Below are 15,406 nucleotides of genomic sequence, written 5' to 3'. Positions count from 1 at the left end.
TGCCCACCCCCGCGCGCTTATCCCCAACATCTTGCGCCGCAGATCGGATGGCAACCGCAAGATGTTTCCGATATCACCAAGCCGATCGAAACACCGCCCGGCCCAGGATGCCTGTGAACAACCAAGCCCCCCGCCCGGGGCCATCGAGCCCAACGCCGCCACAAGCGCCTCCCTCCCCCTCGTGGGGAGGGATGGGGAGGGGGCACCCCGTCACCAGGAAACGCCCACCCCAACCCCTCGCGGCACCGCCCTCGCCCGTCCGGCGAAAGATAGGCCGGGCATGCTGACCGACATCGCGGGCTTCGCGATCTGGGCTTCGGTAAGCGAAGAAGTGGATGCCAAGATCCGCGAGCAGATCAAGGCGGGGACCTTCCCGATCCGGCTGAAGCCCGAGGACTGGCAGAGCGGGTCCGTCAACTGGCTTCTCGACGTGATCGCGCCGGACCGGAAGACGGCGGGGCGGGTGATCGCCAACTTTGCCCAGGTGGTGAAGGAAGGCGAGCTGCGGCTGCATCCCCAGATCGGCGGGCTTGTGGAGAAGGAGATGCTTGAGAAGATGGGCGCAGGGCGGTCTGGGGCCGCAGGGGCGACCAAGTGAAGGTTGAAGTCCGCCCTTGCCCCGGTTTCAGCGGCGCCCCGAATCTGCAGGGCGCTAATGCAGGAATGCACGCCAAGGCAAGACTAGACGCGCATGTTGAGTATTTAGGAGTTCCCGCATGGTGAACACGAACCCGCAACATCCCTCCACTCCCGAAGAAATCGTCGAGTTTGCGAAAGAACTTTGGCGTAACGAGCCGATCCGTGCCGCGATTGTCCAAGCGGGACCAGATTCTTTCCTCGACGAGGCGACCGTTCGTGCCATCGACGAGGTGATGCAATACGTGCCTGACCCAGGCACGGGGTGGCGGCGAGACAACATGCTGCTCGCCGAGGCGGTGATCCGGCGGATCAATTCCGGCCAATTCAAGGGTTTCGACGATCCTTCGGTTGTCGACTTTCTTTTGGACAGGATGATCCCAGACCTACATGTGTATCCCGGATTCTCCAGCGCCTCCAATGGGCCTGGCAGAATCTCTCCCGCTACATTCGAGGAGATGATGGATTTCAGCCGCGCGGTCCGAAACAATTCAGCCATCTGGGCCGCCATCCTGAACGATCCGGGCGGAGACTTAGCGCGCGATGAAAATTTAACACTGTTCTCCAACTATGAAAAGAACTATCGACGCGCAAACGGTATGCCCAATCGCAGAGGCTTTCTGCGAGCGATCGGGGTCCTTGGCGCCTTTGCGGCGATCTCCCCAGATGTGGATGTCGAGAGCCAGGCTTTCCAGGACCGAATACGACAGCGGACAGCCTATAACCGTTTTGATGTTTACTAAGACCGGGACACGAGCATTATGAGCGAGCTGATTTTTGGTGTCGAAGCGCGTACGATTCGGCTTCTGTTTCAAGCAGCGAGCCGTAGGGTGCGTGATTTCACGCACCATCTGCCCTCGACGACATACACAACGGTTCAAAACTCTCGGGTGGCATCGAACAATGGTCCGTAAACCATGGTGTGTTAAATCACGCGCGCTACGGGTCGCTACGGTCGGCCAAAGCCACCTTGAAAAACACCGAAGCGCGAGGAACGCGGGGGCGGATGTAGTCGGGCATTGCCCGAGCCTCGGAGAGCAATTCTTAACAAAACCTTACCAAACTCGATGAAAAACTCTTTGAAATCAATGAGCCTCAATTTGTCCCACCGTGGGACAACCAAGGTGATCCCCTTGCGGCCTCCACCCCCTCATGCCACCCTCTCCCCATCCTAAACCGGAGGGCCCCGATGACCCCACCCTTCTCCGGCCGCTGCCTCTGCGGCTCCGTCACCTACCGCTGCTCGGAGGCCCCCCTCTGGCAGGACCACTGCCACTGCGAAAGCTGCCGCCGCGCCACCGCCTCGCCCTTCACCTCGTTCTTCGGCGTCCGCAACGGCGCCTGGGAATGGACCGGCTCACCCCCCGCCACCTACAACTCCTCCCCCGGCACCTGGCGCGATTTCTGCCCCACCTGCGGCACCCAGATGACCTATCGCACCACCCGCTACCCCGACGAGACACACTTCTACGCCGCCACCCTCGACGATCCCTCGGCCTTCACCCCCGCCGGCCACTACCACGCCGACGAGCGCCTGCCCTGGGTTCACCTCGCCGACGGCCTGCCGCTGAAATGACGCCCCATCAATGCCGCGAGCCATACGACTGGCCCGCCCTCCTCCGCCTGATCCAGACCGAATTCGCCTACATGGATGGCCGGATCGACCCGCCCTCCTCAATGCTCCACCTCACGCCCGAGGGCATCGCGGCCCAAGCCCAGAGCGGAGAGGTCTGGGCCATCGGCCACCCTCCCGCCGCCTGCGTCTTCCTCACCTCGAAGCCCCACGCGCTTTACATCGGCAAACTCGCCGTCGCGTCCAGCCACAGGGGCCAAGGCCTCGCCCGTACCCTGGTCACCCTCGCCGCGACCCGCGCCTGCGTCCTCGACCTCCCCGCGCTCGAACTCCAGACCCGCATCGAGCTCACCGAAAACCACGCCACCTTCCGCGCCCTTGGCTTTACCGAGACCGCCCGCACCGCCCACCCCGGCTACGACCGCCCCACCTCGATCACCTTCCGCCGTCCGGTCGCCGGGCATCCGGCCTAAATCACGTCCAGGCGGAACTCCTCGGGCACCCGATCACGCCCCTCCAGCACCAGATCGGCCATCACCTCCGCCACTTTGGGCGCCATGCCGAAGCCGATCTTGAACCCTCCGTTCGCCACGTAATGCCCCGCCCGCCCCGGCCATTCCCCCAGTAGCGGAGCCCGGCTCACCGCCCTTGGCCTGACCCCCGCCCAACGCGCCACCATTTCGGCACCGCGCAAGCAGGGCACTGCTGCCACCGCCTTCGCCAGAAGGCCGTCCAGCGCCTCGTCCGGACCCTCGTCTTGCCAGACCGCCTCGGACGTCGACCCCACCGCCACGGTCCCATCCGCATGCGGCACGATGTGGAGCCCGTCGACGAACAGCTGCGGCGCCTCCGGTGCCTCCAACCGCAAAGCCAACGCCTGCCCCTTCACCCCCGACCCGACCTTCCGCCCCAAAGCTTCCGACAGCGCCATCAACCCGGCAACACCCGTCGCATGGACCACCGCCCCCGCTTCATCACCCCCTCCCACCAGCACCTCCCCCCCTTTCGCCCGCACCGCCCCGACCAGCGCGGCCAGTGCCATCCGGGGCGAAATCCGGGCCGAGAGCGTGTCTTCGACCAGCCAGCCCGAAGGCGAGACCGGCTCCCAAAGGCTACACTTGGCCGGTACCACCCGCCACTCCGCCGCCCCCTGCCAGAGATGCTTCGCCTCCTCCTCCCGCCGCCGCGCCGCCTCTACCGCCCGCCCGTCCTCCAAGGGCTGCAACCTGCCCACCCGCCCATAACCCGACGCCAGCCCCGAGGCCGTTTCGATCCCAGCCCACCAGTCCCCCGCCATCAATAGGCTCTCCAGCTGAAACGCCTTCTTCGCATTCCACGCCTCCGGCACATGCGGCGACAACGCTCCGACCACGCCGCCAGAGGACCCAGCGCCAAGGCCGACCGTGTCGATGACCCGCACCCGCGCACCCCGGGACGCACAGGCCCACGCGATGGAGAGCCCGAAGATCCCCGCCCCGCGTACCGTCACATCCACGCTTGCCATTCCGCCGCCCCGCGCCCATCAACAGGTCCAAAGGACTACCCGCGATGCCCCTACCAGACCATCCCCAACTCGACTGGCGCGACGAGACGATCCCGGTCTCCCGTGCCTTCGATGACCCCTACTTCTCGCTGGCTGGCGGCCTTGAAGAAACCCGCCACGTCTTCCTGACCGGCAACCAGCTGCCGCACCGTTTTCGCGACGGCTTCCACATCGCCGAACTGGGCTTCGGTACCGGCCTCAACCTCCTTGCCACCCTCCTCACCCACCCGGGCGACGGCCACCTTCGCTACACCAGCTTCGAGGCCTTCCCGATGCCCGCGCCCGACATCGCCCGAGCGCTGCGGGCTTTCCCCGAACTTGCAGAAATCGCACAGCTATTCCTTGAGCAATGGGCGACAGGGGCCACGACCCTGCACTTCCCGAACCTCACCGCTACCGTGATCCTGGGCGACGCCCGCAAGACCCTCCCGGCTTGGAGGGGCAAAGCCGACGCGTGGTTCCTGGACGGCTTCTCCCCCGCCAAGAACCCCGAGCTTTGGTCGCCCGAACTCATGCACGAGATCGCACGCCACACCGCACTGGGCGGCACCTTCGCCACCTACACCGCCGCCGGTCACGTCCGCCGCGCCCTGACCGAGGCTGGCTTCACGGTCACCCGCCAGCCGGGCTTTGGCCGCAAGCGCCACATGACTACGGGCTATCTGCCAACGGCGTCCGATGCCAACTAGCGCAAGATCAAACCGGACGGAATCGCTGTAGCCAAAACGCCCGCCACATCCTCCTCGTGCACTTCGTGTACTCGTCGGGGCTTCCCTAGCGAGGAGTGCACGAAGTGCTCGACGAGCGGTTCCAGATGACCCGATCACGCTCTATCCCCCCGACACCTCAGCCTGAAGCATCCGGGCGATGAAGGGCTCGGGGCTGTCGACTTCGGTCAGGCGACCCTGATCGATCCACCAGAACCGCGTACCCACCGCGCGGATCAGGCTGCGGTCGTGGGTGACAAGAAGGGTCGCGGCCCCCTTGGCGGTCAGCTCGTCCTCCAGGGCCTCCTGGCCCTCGATGTCGAGATGGTTCGTGGGCTCGTCCAGCAGGAAGAAGTTCGGCCGGGTCAGCCGCAGGATCAGCAGCGCCAACCGCGCCTTCTGCCCGCCGGAGAGCGCCCGCAGCGCCGTCGTCTGCAGCGGCAGCGCGATCCCGGCCCCGGCAAGTGCCGTCCGCGCCGCCTGGTCGCCAAGGTCGAAGCGGGCCGTGATCAAACCGTGCGGCGTGGCCTTCGGGTCGAGCCCGGTGAGCCCCTGATCCGCGATCCCGGCGACCACCGAAGGGGCCGCGCGGATCGGTCCGTCCCTCCCATTCAGTGCGTCTTCCACCAACGCGAGGAACCGCGACTTGCCCGCCCCGTTTGCCCCCATCAGCACCACCCGGTCACCGGGGCTGATCCACAGCTGCGGGCAGCGGAAAAGCCTGCGACCGTCTGGCACCGCCACCTCGCAAGGGCTGACCGAAATCAGCGCACGGGCATGGGCTTCCGAGGTTTCCAGCCTGATCTCCCCCGCGCTCCGCGCCTTGTAGGCGGGGGTCGCCGCCGCCTCGATCTTGGCGGCGCGGTCGGTCAGCTGTTTGGTCTTCACCACCAATAGGTCACTGCCGGAGTTGAGGCCGATGTTCTTCAGCTTTGTCGCCTGCCGCCGGAGCTGGCGGGCCGCGCGGAGGTCAAGGTCATGCTGACGATCGGTCGCGGCATCCACCTCGTCCAGCGCCACCAACGCACGGGTGTAGGGCAGAGCAAACTGCGGCGACTGCCGGTCACGCAGGAACAGGGTCCGGGTCGCGATGTCGTCCAGAAAGGCCCGGTCATGCGAGGCGATGATCAGTGCCGTCGCTCGGGGCAGGCCGGTGATCCAGCACTGCAAAAGGCCGATCCGGGAGAGGTCGAGGTGATTGGTCGGCTCGTCCATCAGGATCAGATCCGGCTCGGTCACCCAGACCCGAGCCAGCATTGCGAACCTTTGCCAGCCGCCGGAAAGCTCGGCCATCTGCTGGCCATGCAGCGCCACCGGAATCGCCAGATCGTCCAGCGCCACATCTGCGCGCCAGTCCTCGCCGTCCTCCAGCGCCGAGACCACCGCTTCGCGCAGGGTCAGCCCGGCCAGGGCGGGCGGCATGTCCTGGGTGAGGAACCCGGTGACAAGACCGCGCCTGCGGGTGAGCTGGCCTTCGGTCAGCTCGACCTGACCCGCGATGGCCTGCAAAAGGGTGGATTTCCCGCGTCCGTTCGCGGCTACCAGCGCCAGCCGGTCGCCGGGGTTCAGGGTCAGGTCAAGCTGGGTGAAAAGCGGTGCGCCAAGCGTGATGCCAGCGTCTTTCAGGGTGATGAGGGTCATGGGATACTCCGGTCCGCAAATGGCAGCAGGCTGCCGTTCGGGCAGATCGGAGAAGCGATGTAGCCCCGATCAGCCCCGCACAGTCACATGCGGGGCAAAGACAGGTCCGGTCGTATGGTGGTGGTTGGCGCGAAGGATCACACGGACTCTCCCAATTGACGGGGTGAAAGGTGCGGCAATCCTTGCGGCGCGTCAAGCCGGTGCCACGGCCTCCAAGATATCCCCCGGCTGGCAGTCCAGCGCCACACAGATCGCGGCAAGCGTGTCGAAGCGGATGCCTTTGACCTTGCCGGACTTGAGAAGCGAGAGGTTCTGCTCGGTGATGCCGATCTTCTCGGCCAGCTCACGCGACCGCATCTTGCGGCGGGCGAGCATCACATCAAGGCGCACGACGATCTCCATCAGACGAACCCTTCGTTCTCGGCCTTGACCCTTGCGGCCTCGCGCATGGCCCAGCCGATGACGGTCAGGAGCCCCGCCGCCATCAGGAAACCAAGCGTGCCGCTGTCGACCCCGATGGACAGCGTCCTTTGCGGGGCGTTCCAGCTGAGGATCAAGGTCACAAGCGTCGGCGTCACGACGGTGAAGACCGCGACCAGGATCAGCGCCCGGCCGATCTGCAGGATGGTTTCGGCGTTGGTGTCGGACAGGACCTCTCCCGCCCGGTAGCGGCCAAAAAGCCGGGTCATTGCGCGGAGGGCCGCGACCATCGGCAGCACCGAGATGAGCGCGATGGCCGCGACAAGACCGGCTTGCAGACGGGTGACGGGCGTCTCGGCAGGCAGGCCGGACGCGCGGGCCAGAAGCGAGGCGGGATCGGCCAGGCCCTTGCCGGCATAGAAGAGGACGATCAACGGCAGGACGGCCGACAGGACGAGGGCCGTCCAGTAGAGCGTTTCCGAGAGACGCGCGAGGCGGGTTTGGTCGGGCATCATATGACCTCTTTTCACGATGATGATTTACTGTATTACAATAAACTTTCACTGTCAAAGGAGATTCGCGATGTTCCCTGCCCGCCTAACTGCCCTGGCCTGCCTGCTGCTTGCCGGTTGTGCTTCCGTTGTCCCCTCCACCGCCGCCCGCCTTGCGGCGTTGGACCCGCTGACCGCCGATCCCGGCGCAATCGAAGTGGTGGTGATCCTGCCCGAAGGGCTTGCCGTCAAGCCCGGCTCGGCCCGGCTGGAGTTCGGGGCGACGCGCGGCACTGAAACCCGCAAGGGGAGCTTCGTGCTGGAAGACCGGCCTGTCAGGACCGCTGTCGCCGGGCCGGAGGGCAGCTCGGCCCGCGGCTTTGCGCTGACCGAGGCGGACGCCGAACGGATGCGCGCCTTGCAGGCCGAGATCGCTGCCTGGAAGCGCGAGGGCAAGGCGAGAGGCACGCTCGGCCTTGGCCTTGGCGGCTGCGGAGTGGGCGATGGCCCGGCGCCGGATGCAACGGGGTCGGTCCTGATCCGGATGGCCGAGGACGGGCCGTTCCTGCCGCTGATCCGCGACGGCAAGCTTGCCGATCTGCTCGGGGCCGAGGTTCTGGCGGCGATCCAGCCTTGCGAAGGCGCGGAATAAGGCGTACCCGCCCGCCTTCGGTTGAGATTGGCCGATTCCGATGTTAGTCTTGATCAAGACAGCCCGGCGCGGGGGCCCTGATGTCCGCGCTTCCTTGGAGGACCAGGTCCTGTCGCATTCAGATCCCGTCACCGGCCTTCCGGTCGGTGCACGCCCGAAGCCCGCAGAGGGCAAAGCCAACAGCACTGAAGCCCAGGATTCCGCCGCGGTGCTGGCGCTTGTCCTGAAATCCGTCGATGACGACAAGGCCGAGGACATCGTCGAGATCGACCTGCGCGGCCGGTCCGACGTGGCGGATTACATGGTGATCTGCTCGGGCCGTTCTTCGCGCCAGGTGGCGGCGATTTCGGAAAAGCTCGCCGATCGGCTGAAGCAGGAGATGCGGATCTCCGTCCGCATGGAGGGCAAGGAAACCGGCGACTGGGTGCTGATCGATGCGGGCGATGTGATCGTCCATGTCTTCCGCCCCGAAGTGCGTGAGTTCTACCAGCTTGAAAAGATGTGGCTTCCGGCGGGGGTGACCCGCGCGGCCAAGGCCTGATGCGGCTTCATCTCTGCGCTGTGGGTCGCCTTCGGGCGGGGCCGGAGCGTGATCTGGTGGACGACTACCTTCAACGGCTGGAGCGGACGGGGCGGCCTCTGGGACTTGGTCCGGTGACCGAGCATGAGGTCGAGGACAAGAAGGGCGGCGGCATGGCGGCGGAAGCTTCGCTTCTGGGGAAGGTCGTGCCCGAGGGTGCAGCGCTTTGCTTGCTGGACGAACGGGGCAAGACACTGTCGAGCCCCGAGTTCGCTGAAGCACTGGCCCAGTGGCGCGATGCCGGGCGGCAGGACGCGGCCTTTGTGATCGGCGGCGCGGATGGGGTGGACCCCGGTCTGCGCGCCCGGGCCGATCTGGTGATCAGCTTTGGCCGGATGGTCTGGCCGCATATGCTGGTCCGGGTCATGCTGGCCGAACAGCTTTATCGCGCGGCCACTATCCTTGCCGGATCGCCCTACCACCGGATTTGAGGGGGCCTCGTCGAGCACTTCGTGCACTCCTCGGGACGGCTTCCGCGAGGAGGAGACGAAGTCGAACGAGGAGCAGTCCTAGCGAAGCGCCCGCTCTGCCGCCGCCCCCAGACGCAGAAGCCGGGCCTCTTCGCCCGCCCCCGCCATCAGGCTGATCCCGCAGGATGGCTGCGAGGTCGGCAGCGTCAGCGCGCAGACGCCCATCAGGTTGCTGATCCGCGTGTTGCGCAAAGTCAGAAGGTTCTCAGTCACGTAATAGGCGTCGTCCGTCATCAGCCGGTTCGCATCCGGCGGCAGGATTGGCGAGGTCGGCAGGACCACCGCGTCGTATACCGCCACCCGGTCGGCCCACACCGCCCTGATCTCACGGAGCCGCCGCCAGGCCGCGACATAATCAGTAGCGGCGAAGTTGGCGCCCGACCGGAAGCGTTCGAGAATACGCGGGAACATCTTTTCCGGTGCCTTCTCGATGGTCGCCCGCCAGATGCCATAGGCCTCTGCGGTGAAAAGGACCGCCGCCAGCCCCATCGCCTCGGCCACTTCGGGGGCCTTGATCCGGGTGACCTTTGCCCCGGCCCGGGCCAGGCGCGCCAACGCGTCTTCGAACCCTTGCGCGGGCCTCTCGCGCAGGTCGTCCATCGCGACCGTTTCCAGCACGGCGAGCCGCTTGCCGCTGAGCGAAGCGCCTTCCAGATCGGCCACCGGCTCCCCGCTGATCGCAGCCAGAAGCAGCGCGCAGTCCTCGACCGAATGGGCAAGCGGGCCGATCGTGTCGAACATCTCGCAAAGCGGCAGCGTGCCGGTCGGCGGCAGGCTGCCGACCGTGGTCTTCAGGCCGACAAGGTCATTCCAGGCCGCCGGAATCCGGACCGATCCGCCCGTGTCCGACCCGATGGCCGCGGGCGCTAGCCCAAAGGCAACCGAAGCCCCAGCCCCCGAGGATGACCCCCCCGGCACGGCCCGGTCGTCGTTCAGGCAGGGGGGGGTCGCAGTCACCGGGTTCAGGCCCAGGCCGGAGAAGGCCAGTTCCGACATGTGCGTCTTGCCAAGACACACCAGGCCCTGCAGGGTCGCTGTCTCCAGCACAGCCGCGTCGCGTTCCGGCACCCTGCCTTTCAGCAGCGCCGACCCTCCTTCGGTCGCTACACCCGCCGTATCGAAAAGGTCCTTCCAGCTGACCGGCACCCCATCCAGAAGCCCTTTCCGGAAGCCAGCCCTGGCGCGGGAGGCCGCGGCCATCGCCTCGCCCCGTGCCCTGAGGGCGGTCGTGCGGGCATAGATGCGGGGCGCAAGCGGGTGGTTTTCGATCCGGTCGAGGAACGCCTCGGTCAATTCCACCGGATGAATGCGGCCCTGGCCGATCTCGCGCCCAAGCTCCGCCGCGGTCATGTTCGCCCAGGTTCGGCTCATCGATGTCCCCCGTTTCGGGCGAAGGTAGCGGCTTGGCGACGCATGGACAATCCGGCTCTGGCGGCTAAGAAGGGGTATGACTTGGGACGCCGACATCCTGATCGCGGGCGGAGGGCTGAACGGCCCAGCACTGGCACTTGCTTTGGCGCAAGGCGGCTTCCGGGTGACGGTGATCGACGCCCGCCCCGCCCAGACCCGCGCCGAGGCCGGGTTTGACGGGCGGGCCTATGCACTGGCCATCGCCTCGGTGCGGCTCCTGACGGTGATCGGCGTATGGGAGGCCTTAGCTGACAAGGCCCAACCGATGCTGGAGATCAAGGCCAGCGACGGGCGCGCCGGAGAAGGGGCTGCGCCCTTCTTCCTGCATTTCGACCATGCCGAGATCGAGGAAGGCCCGATGGGCCATATGCTGGAGGACCGGTTCCTCTATGCGGCCTTCCTGGACGCGATGCGCGCCACGCCGGGGATCACGCTTCTGTCGGGCGAAACGGTGGTCGCGCAGGAGGTCGGGCCTTCCGGGGTGACGGTGACGCTTGCCTCCGGCCGGACGCTGACCGCCGGGCTTCTGGTCGGCTGTGACGGGCGGGGCTCGGGTGTTGCCGAACGGGCCGGGATCCGGCGGGTCGGCTGGGGCTATGGCCAGACGGCGCTGGTCACCGCGATCCGCCACGAACGCGACCACATGGGCGTGGCGCATCAGTTCTTCATGCCTTCGGGTCCGCTGGCCATTCTGCCCCTGAAAGGCGGCCACCATTCCAGCATTGTCTGGAGCGAGGCGGAGGAAACCGCCGCCGCGATCCAGGCGCTGCCGGATGCCGAGTATCTGGACGCCCTCCGCCCCCGCTTCGGCGATTTCCTGGGCGAGATCAGCCTTGCCGGCGCACGCTTCACCTATCCCTTGTCGCTGTCGCTGGCCGAGCGTTTCGTGGCCCCCCGCGTGGCGCTGGTGGGCGATGCGGCCCACGGGGTGCACCCGATCGCCGGGCAGGGGCTGAACCTTGGCCTCCGCGATGTGGCGGCCCTGGCCGAGGTGCTGATCCTGGCCCGTCGCAGAGGTGAAGAGCCCGGCACTGCTACGACACTGGAGGAATACCAGCGCTGGCGGCGGTTCGATGCGACCGCGCTTGCCCTGGGGATGGACACGGTGAACCGGGTCTTTTCCAGCGACAACCCGCTGATGCGGTTGGGCCGCGACCTTGGGATGGGGATCGTCGGCGCGCTTCCCGGCCTGCGGCGCGGCTTCATCCGGCAGGCGGCGGGGCTGACGGGAGAGCTCCCGAAGCTCCTGACGGGGCGTCCGATCTGACTTCTGGCGGGGGCTCGTCGATGACTTCGTCACTCCTCGCAACGTCGCGAGGAGGAGACGAAGTCGAACGAGGAGCCGCCGCCTTCCGCGCCTCGCGCTTGTCCAGAAGGTGAAACAGCAGCGGGTTCGCCAGGATCGAGATCATCGCCCCCGCCACCACCAGATCGCGGGCCTCTGGCGGTACGATCGAGAGCTTCACCCCCATGGTGATCAGGATGAACGAGAACTCGCCGATCTGCGCCAGACTAGCAGCGATGGTCAGCGCCATGTCGCGGCCTTGGCCCAGAGCCTTCACCAGATAGAACCCAGCCGCCGCCTTGACCCCGATGATCACCGTCACTGTCGCCAGCAAGGCCAGCGGCTTCGAGAGAAGGATCGCCGGGTTGAAAAGCATCCCCACCGAGACGAAGAACAGAACGGCAAAGGCGTCCCGCAACGGCAGCGTTTCGCGCATCGCCTGCTGCGAGAGGGTGGAGGACGACATCACCATCCCGGCGAAGAACGCGCCCAGGGCGAAGGAAACACCGAAGAAATGCGTCGCACCGTAGGCAACCCCCAGGGCGATGGCGAGGACGGCCAGCCGGAAAAGCTCACGTGAATGGGTGTGGGCGACGAAATGCAGGATCCAGGGGATGACCTTGCGCCCGATGATCAGCATCAGCGCGACGAAGGCTGCAGCTTTTGCCAGCGTTATCAGAACGGTAGCCGCGATGGGGCCGATCCCGACCCGCCCCACGATCTCGGCCTCTGCCTCGACCGGCAGCGCGACCCCGCCCAGAAGACCGGCCAGCGGAGGGATCAGGACCAGGGCCAGCACCATCACCAGGTCCTCTACGATCAGCCAGCCCACCGCGACCCTGCCCTTTTCGGACTGGACGACGTCCCGTTCCTGCAGCGCCCGCAAAAGGACAACGGTCGAGGCGACCGACAGCGCCACCCCGAAGATCAGACCGGCACCAATGCTCCAGCCCATCATAAGGCCGATCACCGTGCCGAACAGCGTGGCGACGCCGATCTGGCCAAGCGCGCCGGGGACCGCGACGGCCCTTACCGTCATGAGGTCGCGGGGCGAGAAATGGAGGCCCACCCCGAACATCAGAAGGATCACCCCCAGTTCCGCCAGCTCGCCTGCGAGCTCGAGGTCGGCCACATAGCCCGGCGTAAAGGGCCCGATCGCCACTCCCGCCAGAAGATAGCCCGCGATCAGCGGCAGCTTCAGCCGCTGCGCGATCAGGCCAAGGATGAAGGCCAGGCCGAAACCGGCGACGAGGGTGGTGATCAGCGGCGTGTCGTGGGGCAATGCGCGAAGGTCCTTTCTGGCCAACGCTCCGGTCAGAGGGCGGCCGAGATAGCTGAAAACTGGCTTTTGTCGGGAGACATCAAAATGATAGTGCCTGTGGCTGAAGGTGCAAATCCGATCACAGCGCATTTCCGCGCATTTGCGGGATTTGCTGAAATCTTTTGCAATGCTAAGCCTTGGTGATGCCCGATCTGATCCCTAACCACTTCGCCCGCCGTCTGTTTCTTGACCGCCACGCGCTTGCCGAACCGCCCTCCGGCCCGGCTTCGGGTCAGGCACTGCATGATCTGATCGAGCGGATCGGCTTTGTGCAGGTCGACAGCATCAACACCGTCGCACGTGCCCATGACATGATCCTCTGGTCGCGGCGGCAGGCCTTCCGGCCCCCGGCGCTGAAGCGGCTTCTGGAAAAGGACCGCAGCCTTTGGGAGCATTGGACGCATGACGCCTCGATCCTGCCGTCGCGGTTGCATGGGGTCTGGCAGCACCGGTTCCAGCGCGATGTAGTGCGGCTCGAGGCGGGGTGGAAGGGTTGGTTTCGGGATGGGTATGTCGAGCAGTTTGATAACATTCTCAATCGGATAGCGAAGGATGGCCCGGTCGGGACCGCCGATGTGGGCGAGGGTGAGGTGCGTGGGAAAGGCGGCTGGTGGGACTGGCATCCGTCGAAGACGGCGCTGGAATGGCTGTGGCGGACCGGGCGCATTGCGGTGACGCGGCGGGACGGGTTTGCCAAGATCTACGACCTGACGGAACGGGTGATCCCGGAGGTCCACCGCACCCCGGTGCCTGCCGAGGAGATCACCGATTGGGCCTGCCGGACGGCGCTGAAGCATCTGGGGTTTGGCACCTCGGGCGAGATCGCGGCTTACTGGAATGCCATCGGGCCCGAGGCCGCAAAGGACTGGTGCCGGGCGGCGTTGGCGCGGGGCGAGATCATCGAGGTGGAGGTTGAAGGGGCCGAGGGTCAGCGCCGTAAGGTGTTCATTTTCCATGATATTCTGGCGGAAGAGCCTCCCGAACCCACCCCCCGCCTGCGTATCCTTTCCCCTTTCGACCCCGCACTCCGCGACCGCAAACGGGCCGAGTTCCTGTTCGGGTTCTACTACCGGATCGAAGTCTTCGTGCCCGAACCGAAGCGCATCTTCGGCTACTACGTCTTCCCGGTTCTGGAGGGCGAGCGGCTGGTCGGCCGGATCGACGCCAAGGCCTTCCGCGATGCCGGGGCGCTGCGGGTCAAGGCGTTCTGGCCGGAGGCCGGGGTGCGGTTGACGAAGGCTCGGCGTGCGAAGCTGGAGGCAGAGCTGGACCGGCTGGCACGGTTTGCGGGGTGCGAGAGGGTGGAATTTCTGGAGGGGTGGGAGAGGGAGACGAAAGGGCTCTCAAGTATCTGAGATCGCTGGGTTAATCTTGGACATTTCTAACGGGTTAATGATCTTGTTTTCATCTTGGTTCTGTCTTCTTTCCATCTCTACGCGCAGGAAGATGGAGGAGCGTTAACGATGCGGGGCGAATCGGGCGGTTTGACGAGCTTGTGGCTGGCACGCACCCCAGGGCGTGCTTACCGAGCTTGACGGCAGGTGTGCAATATGTGCATCTACACTCATGGACATGGCTCATCCTTTCAACTGCCTGACCTTTAACCTGCAAAGGGCAACCCGCAGGCTGATGCGGGGTTTCGAAGCAGCGGCCAAGGACAGCGGCTTGACCGCGCCTCAGTTCACGACTCTGTCGCTGATGGCGGGCTATGGCCAGGCGAGCGTGACGCAGATTGCGGACAAAATGGGCACTGACAGGACCACCATGACGCGGAACCTTGACGTTCTTGCCCGCAAAGGCTGGATCGCCGAGGTGGCCGCAGAAGATGGCCGGTTGCATGTCTGGACGCTGACCGATGCTGGACAGGAGAGATTGAGGATTGCCTTACCAGCTTGGCGAGCATTTCAGGCTGGTCTGATCGACAAGATGGGCAATGACACTGCGGAAGCACTGCTTAAGACACTGGGCCGCCTGTAACCGAAGAGCGGCATCTCTACCGAGTTTCCCATATAAGTGTAGCTACACATAAAAGGATCTGACAATGACCTATGCTACCTCCGTTGCAACGCCGTCCGGACATCCACTAAGACAGCCCTGGCCGTGGGCGGTCCTGCTGGTCTGGGGAGCCGCCATCATGGCGCTGGCCGGATCAGGAATGTTGCGCCCGGAAGGGATTTCGCTGCCGTTTCCACTGGCCATCGCGGCGCTGATTCCGCCCGCGATCTTTGCGCTGGCGTATCGGCTGTCTCCCGGGCTGCGGAGTTGGGTTGCGGCCATCGACATGAGCCTGATCGTCGGCGCGCAGACCTGGCGAGTAATGGGTGTTGTATTTCTGTTCGTCTGGGCGATGGGCGATCTGCCGACGATCTTTGCCCTGGCTGCCGGGATCGGCGACATGGCGGTCGGCCTGGCCGCACTGGGCGTCACGCTGGCGGTTGCAAGAGGAGCGGTCGATCAAGACGCGAAAGTGCGCAGACTGACGGTGTTCGGTTTGATGGACTTCGTGCTCGCCTTTGGCACAGCGATCTTGTCGGGTGAAGGCATGCCACTGCGGCTTGCAGGCGAGCCGTTGCCAGCTTTGATGCAGAGCCTGCCCATGGCAATGATACCGGCGTTCCTGGTGCCGGTGTTCATCATCCTGCACCTCATGGCCTGGTTCAAGCTGCGTTGAGCACCA

18 protein-coding genes are annotated in these 15,406 nt (G+C 65.6%); 12 read left to right on the top strand and 6 right to left on the bottom strand.

The window, feature by feature from the left end; all coding sequences use genetic code 11:
* The first annotated feature begins 280 nt into the window (after positions 1-280).
* From ACRCSW_RS18695 to ACRCSW_RS18680, 4 genes are all read left to right on the top strand, one after another.
* Complete coding sequence (locus tag ACRCSW_RS18695; RefSeq protein WP_438707160.1) at positions 281-598, top strand: toxin-activating lysine-acyltransferase; 318 nt, start codon at positions 281-283, stop codon at positions 596-598.
* 118 nt (positions 599-716) lie between these two features.
* Entirely contained in the window at positions 717-1,379 is a 663-nt protein-coding gene (locus ACRCSW_RS18690; RefSeq protein ID WP_438707159.1) for a hypothetical protein, read from the top strand.
* Positions 1,380-1,825: 446 nt separating this feature from the next.
* Positions 1,826-2,212 (top strand): GFA family protein, encoded by a 387-nt coding sequence (locus ACRCSW_RS18685; protein ID WP_438707158.1) that lies wholly within the window; start codon positions 1,826-1,828, stop codon positions 2,210-2,212.
* The gene (locus ACRCSW_RS18680) at positions 2,209-2,682 is read left to right on the top strand and encodes a GNAT family N-acetyltransferase (protein WP_438707157.1); all 474 of its coding nucleotides are present in this window, start codon (positions 2,209-2,211) and stop codon (positions 2,680-2,682) included. Before ACRCSW_RS18685 ends, ACRCSW_RS18680 begins: the two co-directional genes overlap by 4 nt.
* On the opposite strand, the gene ACRCSW_RS18675 is transcribed toward ACRCSW_RS18680, so the two are convergent.
* A complete protein-coding gene (locus tag ACRCSW_RS18675) occupies positions 2,679-3,713 on the bottom strand; it encodes an NAD(P)/FAD-dependent oxidoreductase (protein ID WP_438707156.1) in 1,035 nt (344 codons plus the stop codon). The two genes, ACRCSW_RS18680 and ACRCSW_RS18675, sit on opposite strands and share 4 nt — an antisense overlap.
* Before the next feature lie 44 nt (positions 3,714-3,757).
* Between ACRCSW_RS18675 and mnmD the strand changes: the two genes are divergently transcribed.
* Positions 3,758-4,441 carry a tRNA (5-methylaminomethyl-2-thiouridine)(34)-methyltransferase MnmD gene (gene mnmD, locus ACRCSW_RS18670; protein ID WP_438707155.1) on the top strand — a complete coding sequence of 228 codons (684 nt, stop codon included), beginning with the start codon at positions 3,758-3,760 and terminating at the stop codon, positions 4,439-4,441.
* 141 nt (positions 4,442-4,582) lie between these two features.
* On the opposite strand, the gene ACRCSW_RS18665 is transcribed toward mnmD, so the two are convergent.
* From ACRCSW_RS18665 to ACRCSW_RS18655, 3 genes are all read right to left on the bottom strand, one after another.
* Positions 4,583-6,100 (bottom strand): ATP-binding cassette domain-containing protein, encoded by a 1,518-nt coding sequence (locus ACRCSW_RS18665; protein ID WP_438707154.1) that lies wholly within the window; start codon positions 6,098-6,100, stop codon positions 4,583-4,585.
* A 192-nt stretch (positions 6,101-6,292) separates the two neighbouring features.
* Positions 6,293-6,502, bottom strand: coding sequence for a helix-turn-helix domain-containing protein (locus ACRCSW_RS18660; RefSeq protein ID WP_438707153.1), 210 nt, complete (start codon positions 6,500-6,502; stop codon positions 6,293-6,295).
* Complete coding sequence (locus tag ACRCSW_RS18655; protein WP_438707152.1) at positions 6,502-7,032, bottom strand: DUF2975 domain-containing protein; 531 nt, start codon at positions 7,030-7,032, stop codon at positions 6,502-6,504. Before ACRCSW_RS18655 ends, ACRCSW_RS18660 begins: the two co-directional genes overlap by 1 nt.
* 70 nt (positions 7,033-7,102) lie before the next feature.
* Here ACRCSW_RS18655 and ACRCSW_RS18650 point away from each other — a divergent pair, with 70 nt between their 5' ends.
* The 3 genes from ACRCSW_RS18650 to rlmH all read left to right on the top strand — a co-directional run bounded on the left by ACRCSW_RS18650 (position 7,103) and on the right by rlmH (position 8,674).
* Entirely contained in the window at positions 7,103-7,663 is a 561-nt protein-coding gene (locus ACRCSW_RS18650; RefSeq protein ID WP_438707151.1) for a hypothetical protein, read from the top strand.
* A 211-nt stretch (positions 7,664-7,874) separates the two neighbouring features.
* Positions 7,875-8,204, top strand: coding sequence for a ribosome silencing factor (gene rsfS / locus ACRCSW_RS18645; RefSeq protein WP_438707162.1), 330 nt, complete (start codon positions 7,875-7,877; stop codon positions 8,202-8,204).
* Positions 8,204-8,674: a 23S rRNA (pseudouridine(1915)-N(3))-methyltransferase RlmH gene (gene rlmH, locus ACRCSW_RS18640; RefSeq protein WP_438707150.1), complete on the top strand. Its 471-nt coding sequence runs from the start codon at positions 8,204-8,206 to the stop codon at positions 8,672-8,674. Before rsfS ends, rlmH begins: the two co-directional genes overlap by 1 nt.
* A 78-nt stretch (positions 8,675-8,752) precedes the next feature.
* Here rlmH and ACRCSW_RS18635 read toward each other — a convergent pair whose 3' ends face one another.
* Complete coding sequence (locus ACRCSW_RS18635; RefSeq protein WP_438707149.1) at positions 8,753-10,084, bottom strand: amidase; 1,332 nt, start codon at positions 10,082-10,084, stop codon at positions 8,753-8,755.
* 76 nt (positions 10,085-10,160) lie between these two features.
* Between ACRCSW_RS18635 and ACRCSW_RS18630 the strand changes: the two genes are divergently transcribed.
* A complete protein-coding gene (locus tag ACRCSW_RS18630) occupies positions 10,161-11,390 on the top strand; it encodes an FAD-dependent monooxygenase (RefSeq protein WP_438707148.1) in 1,230 nt (409 codons plus the stop codon).
* Here the strand turns inward: ACRCSW_RS18630 and ACRCSW_RS18625 are convergent.
* Positions 11,326-12,690 carry a cation:proton antiporter domain-containing protein gene (locus tag ACRCSW_RS18625; RefSeq protein WP_438707147.1) on the bottom strand — a complete coding sequence of 455 codons (1,365 nt, stop codon included), beginning with the start codon at positions 12,688-12,690 and terminating at the stop codon, positions 11,326-11,328. The two genes, ACRCSW_RS18630 and ACRCSW_RS18625, sit on opposite strands and share 65 nt — an antisense overlap.
* A gap of 182 nt (positions 12,691-12,872) precedes the next feature.
* Between ACRCSW_RS18625 and ACRCSW_RS18620 the strand changes: the two genes are divergently transcribed.
* The 3 genes from ACRCSW_RS18620 to ACRCSW_RS18610 all read left to right on the top strand — a co-directional run bounded on the left by ACRCSW_RS18620 (position 12,873) and on the right by ACRCSW_RS18610 (position 15,400).
* Complete coding sequence (locus ACRCSW_RS18620; RefSeq protein ID WP_438707146.1) at positions 12,873-14,084, top strand: winged helix-turn-helix domain-containing protein; 1,212 nt, start codon at positions 12,873-12,875, stop codon at positions 14,082-14,084.
* A 163-nt stretch (positions 14,085-14,247) separates the two neighbouring features.
* Positions 14,248-14,706 carry a MarR family winged helix-turn-helix transcriptional regulator gene (locus ACRCSW_RS18615; RefSeq protein ID WP_438707145.1) on the top strand — a complete coding sequence of 153 codons (459 nt, stop codon included), beginning with the start codon at positions 14,248-14,250 and terminating at the stop codon, positions 14,704-14,706.
* 64 nt (positions 14,707-14,770) lie between these two features.
* Positions 14,771-15,400, top strand: coding sequence for a hypothetical protein (locus tag ACRCSW_RS18610; protein ID WP_438707144.1), 630 nt, complete (start codon positions 14,771-14,773; stop codon positions 15,398-15,400).
* The last annotated feature ends 6 nt before the right edge of the window (positions 15,401-15,406 follow it).

Source organism: Tabrizicola sp., from assembly GCF_051645465.1.
In the GTDB taxonomy this organism is placed as follows: domain Bacteria; phylum Pseudomonadota; class Alphaproteobacteria; order Rhodobacterales; family Rhodobacteraceae; genus Tabrizicola.
This window is presented reverse-complemented; position numbering and strand designations above follow the sequence as displayed.